Source organism: Pedobacter sp. 10L46_2, assembly GCF_056395165.1.
Genome location: NZ_JBFTIZ010000331.1, coordinates 1 through 4,643, shown reverse-complemented (window position 1 = coordinate 4,643; position 4,643 = coordinate 1). Strand labels below are relative to the sequence as shown.

4 protein-coding genes are annotated in these 4,643 nt (G+C 39.6%); all 4 read left to right on the top strand.

The window, feature by feature from the left end; genetic code table 11:
• Positions 1–343 precede the first annotated feature (343 nt).
• The 4 genes from AC1DDX_RS24030 to AC1DDX_RS24015 all read left to right on the top strand — a co-directional run bounded on the left by AC1DDX_RS24030 (position 344) and on the right by AC1DDX_RS24015 (position 4,525).
• Positions 344–1,492: a DUF3095 family protein gene (locus tag AC1DDX_RS24030; protein ID WP_172663265.1), complete on the top strand. Its 1,149-nt coding sequence runs from the start codon at positions 344–346 to the stop codon at positions 1,490–1,492.
• A 35-nt stretch (positions 1,493–1,527) separates the two neighbouring features.
• Positions 1,528–1,713: a hypothetical protein gene (locus AC1DDX_RS24025; protein ID WP_172663264.1), complete on the top strand. Its 186-nt coding sequence runs from the start codon at positions 1,528–1,530 to the stop codon at positions 1,711–1,713.
• Positions 1,714–1,878: 165 nt separating this feature from the next.
• Complete coding sequence (locus AC1DDX_RS24020; RefSeq protein WP_337714862.1) at positions 1,879–4,110, top strand: heavy metal translocating P-type ATPase; 2,232 nt, start codon at positions 1,879–1,881, stop codon at positions 4,108–4,110.
• A 202-nt stretch (positions 4,111–4,312) separates the two neighbouring features.
• Positions 4,313–4,525, top strand: coding sequence for a heavy-metal-associated domain-containing protein (locus AC1DDX_RS24015; RefSeq protein WP_172663262.1), 213 nt, complete (start codon positions 4,313–4,315; stop codon positions 4,523–4,525).
• The last annotated feature ends 118 nt before the right edge of the window (positions 4,526–4,643 follow it).

The following is a 4,643-nucleotide window of genomic DNA, read 5'->3' as shown; positions in this document are numbered from 1 at the left end:
ATCGCACTCCGAGCTAATCTGGATAAGATCATCATTGCTTGCGACCACATGCTATATGGAGAAGAACCTTTTAATGAAGACGGAAGCTAGTTCCTGAAACTCTTCAATACTGCCAAGCAGGTGGTCATATCTATTAATACCTATTGTGTATGACTTAACTCTTCTGGTTTATCTTTTCAAAATTAGAAAAACGGTTTTTTAAATCTTATCCAAAACCAAAACACAATACCGGGTTAATTCACATAGATGTCTCAGCGGGTACTATATTTTTACGTTTTTGTTGGTGTGTTGTTTTGTCGTGGATTTGTTGTAATTTCAAATCAACCCTTCTGGTTTTTTTATTATGCAGGTAACCAGTGATTTATTTTATAATCAATTGCCAGAATATAAACTGCCTCTGGCTGAATTGATAAGAAATGAGGACTTGTTTTATCAGGTGCCCCAGGATTGGCATGTGATCATTACTGACATTAAGGGATCTACTAAAGCTGTAATTCAGGGACAGCATGAAACTGTTAATCTACTGGCTACCGGTAGCATTGTGGCAGTGCTGAATTTCGTATTTAAAAGAGGGATAACGGTTCCGTTCTTTTTTGGCGGGGATGGCGCGACCTTTATAGTTCCTCCATCGGTATTAGATGTGTTGATGGATTTGCTACTGCTTTATAAAGAAAATGTTCTGCTTAACTTTGGGCTTGAACTCCGGGTGGGTACCTTGCCCGTACAGCAAATTTATAGCAAAGGGAATGAACTTAGGATCAGTAAGTTCAACATTGCAAGATCTTTTTCCATTCCTGTAGTTCTGGGAACTGGATTAAGTTATGCCGAACGACTGATCAAGGCTGAAGACTATTTGTTTGCCCAACAGGGGGATGTTACTGAGGTTCTGGATCTTAGCGGGATGCAATGCCGATGGGATAAGATCGGGCCTCCTGAAAATAGTAGTGAGGTGGTCACACTTTTGGTTGTCTCTGGCAAAAACAGGACGCAATCACTGGTGTTTAGTAAAGTGGTTGCATTGTTAGATGATATTTATGGGGAACCACGGAAGCGGCAGCCAATTTCAGTTGCCAAACTTAAACTCAATACTACATTTAACCGCCTAAATCGAGAAATGCGTGCAAGGATGGGAGAGATCAGGTTTTTTGAACTGATCCGTACCTGGCTGATCAATTTTTATGGCTTCATCTATTTTCTTACAGCACATGGCAAGGATTATCTGAACCGTCTGGTAGAAATGTCCGATACGTTGGTGATTGATGGAAAAATAAATACCGTAATTTCTGGGAATGATACACAAAGATTGAAACTGCTCCGTGCACTGGATATATTGGAAAAAGAAGGAGAGATTATATATGGTGTTCACATTAGTAATGATGCGATCATGTCTTGTTATGTGCGGGATCTGGTGGATGGACATGTTCATTTTGTAGATGGATCAGAAGGAGGTTATACGAAAGCAGCGATGATGGTGAAAGCTAAATTAGTTTAATAAAATGGTAATTTTAAATAGATAAAGGAAGCAAAATGAAAAGAATATCAAGAAGAAATGCACTAATTCTATTGTCAATTGGATTGTTTGTAATTGCTATTACACAAATCATTTCTCGTTACGTAGGATTGTCTGATTTATTAAAAGGTTCGTTAGTAGGTATTGGCTTTGGGCTTTTAATTTTGTCTGTAACATTTGGCAAGTTTAAAACGGTTTATTAAACATAAAACTTCTTTATTAATTATGAAACACGAAATTCGATTGACATTAATGTAGTTTAAGGCTGCTTTTTGTATGGTGCAGAATTATATAAACTAATTACCATATTATATAATCCCTTCGGGCCCCGGCCATGGTACCTTTGTATTGTAAATAATAGAAAGATTATGGCATTACAAGAAAATATAGAAACCACTTCTTTTCCCGTCCTGGGGATGACTTGTGCCAGTTGTGCGGTAAGTGTAGAATCTATGATAGGCGCACAAACCGGTGTAAAACAAGCTGAAGTAAATTATGCTACCCAAAAGGTAAAAGTAACCTATGATGCAGGGGTGATCCAACCAGAGGGAATGCAAAAGGTTGTTCAATCCATAGGCTACGACTTAATTCTGGATACTGAGAAAGGAAACGAAAAACAAGAGCAAGTACAGGCCGACAATTATAAAGCGTTAAAAAAGAGAATAATTGCCGCAGGAATATTAACCATACCTGTAGTAGTAATAGGCATGCTTTTTATGGATATGCCTTATGCCAATTACATTATGCTGGTATTATCTGCCCCGGTAGTTTTTTACTTCGGTAAAGACTTCTTTATAAACGCCTTTAAACAAGCAAAACACAGCAGGGCAAATATGGATACGCTGGTGGCATTAAGTACCGGTATCGCCTTTATTTTCAGTGTGTTTAATACCTTTTATCCTGAATTTTGGCACCAAAGAGGCTTGCATCCACATGTTTATTACGAAGCTGCTGCGGTAGTTATTGTGTTTATCATGCTTGGTAAACTACTCGAAGAACGTGCTAAATCCAATACTTCATCTGCCATTAAGAAACTGATTGGGTTACAGCCAAAAACGGTGATGCTGATTACGGATGAGGGAGAAAAAGAAATAGAGGTTGCGGATGTAAAAGCGGGCGATAAACTACTGGTCAGGTCAGGAGAAAAAATCCCGGTGGATGGCAAGGTTTACGAAGGAAATTCATTTGTAGATGAAAGCATGATTACCGGTGAACCTGTCGCGGTTTCTAAACAAAAGGACGATAACGTTTTTGCAGGTACCATTAATCAAAAGGGAAGTTTCCGCTTTATAGCCGAAAAAGTGGGCAGCGAAACCATGCTGGCACATATTATTCAGCTGGTACAGGAAGCCCAGGGCTCTAAAGCACCGGTTCAGAAACTGGTTGATAAGGTAGCCGGGATATTTGTACCTATAGTGATGCTGATTGCTATAATTACGCTGGGTGTGTGGCTGTTATTTGGCGGCGAACATGCCTTTACGCAAGGGTTACTGGCTATGGTTACTGTATTGGTGATTGCTTGTCCTTGTGCGTTAGGACTGGCAACACCAACAGCAATTATGGTTGGAATAGGCAAAGGTGCAGAGAGCGGTATTTTAATTAAAGATGCCGAAGCGCTTGAGCTTGGCTACAAAGTAAACGCCATTGTTTTAGATAAAACCGGAACCATTACAGAGGGTAAACCAGAAGTTACTTCTATACACTGGGCCAGTACTTTACCAGAAAATGCAGATGTGTTAAAACAGGTGTTTGCTGCTATGGAACAAAGTTCGGAACACCCATTGGCCGAAGCAATTTTTAATCACCTTAAAAAGGATGGTGTAAAACCTGCAGGCATTACAGATTTCGATAGTTTAACCGGGAAAGGGGTATCCGCAGTTTACAGCGGTAAGAAGTACTGGGCCGGAAGCCATAAAATATTAACTGATCATAATCAGTTAATATCCAGTGAATTGAAAGATCAGGCTAAAGTATTACAAGATCAGGCCCAAACGGTAATTTATTTTGCCAATGAAACGCAGGTGCTGGCAGTAGTATCAATTGCTGATCAGATAAAACAAGGCTCAAAAGAGGCGGTTTCAAAACTTATTAAGCAGGGCATTGAGGTTTATATGCTTACCGGTGATAATAAGGAAACTGCTGCTGCGGTGGCTGCTGCAGCTGGTATAGAAAACTTTGTAGCAGAAGTATTGCCATCTGATAAGGCTGAGTTTGTTAAAAAACTACAGGCTGAAGGCAAGGTGGTTGCCATGATAGGCGATGGTATAAACGACAGCCAGGCATTGGCACAATCAAACGTGTCGATCGCAATGGGCAGGGGTTCTGATATTGCCATAGATGTGGCAAAGATCACGCTGATATCTTCAGATCTTTTGCAGGTGCCAAAGGCGTTAAAATTGTCTAAGAAAACTGTTAGAACTATTAAACAAAACTTGTTCTGGGCGTTTATTTACAACCTGATAGGAATTCCAATTGCTGCAGGGGTATTGTACCCGGTTAATGGGTTTTTATTGAACCCAATGATTGCCGGTGCGGCTATGGCGTTAAGTTCTATATCGGTAGTAAGTAATAGCTTAAGATTGAAATTTGCGAAGTTGTAATGGATGCGCTCGTCATGTAGCTCGATCGTCATCTCGACGATAGGAGAGATCTCTTGAAGTAGCCTTGAAGCAAACTAGCCTAACCAAGAGATCCCTCGGTTCCTCGGGATGACGACGAGTGTGTTAGCCGAATGACTGGCATAGTACCATTACAACAACAATTCAAAACATAACATAATAACAACAATTAAACTCAAAAAAAATGCAAACTTTAAAATTCAAAACAAATATTAAATGCACAGGTTGTATTGCAACCGTAACGCCTCATTTAAACGGCTTAAATACCATAGAAAACTGGGAAGTAGATCTTGAAAACCCGGATAAAATTTTAAAAGTGGAGGCGGAGGATGAGCTTAAAGCAACAGAAATAATTGGTACCTTAGAAAAAGCCGGTTACAAAGCCGAAGAAGTATGATACTAGCTGATTAGATATGACTTTATATGTAAAAAATATGGTTTGCGACCGCTGTATTATGATCGTTAATGAGCGGTTGCAGAATCTTGGTTTTTCGGTTAAACAAATAACCTTAGGT

Bases quoted from the DNA above. Each gene is read 5' to 3' on its own strand.
- AC1DDX_RS24030 (WP_172663265.1), top strand. From the start codon at position 344: ATGCAGGTAACCAGTGATTTATTTTATAATCAATTGCCAGAATATAAA.
- AC1DDX_RS24020 (WP_337714862.1), top strand. From the start codon at position 1,879: ATGGCATTACAAGAAAATATAGAAACCACTTCTTTTCCCGTCCTGGGG.
- AC1DDX_RS24015 (WP_172663262.1), top strand. From the start codon at position 4,313: ATGCAAACTTTAAAATTCAAAACAAATATTAAATGCACAGGTTGTATT.
- AC1DDX_RS24025 (WP_172663264.1), top strand. From the start codon at position 1,528: ATGAAAAGAATATCAAGAAGAAATGCACTAATTCTATTGTCAATTGGA.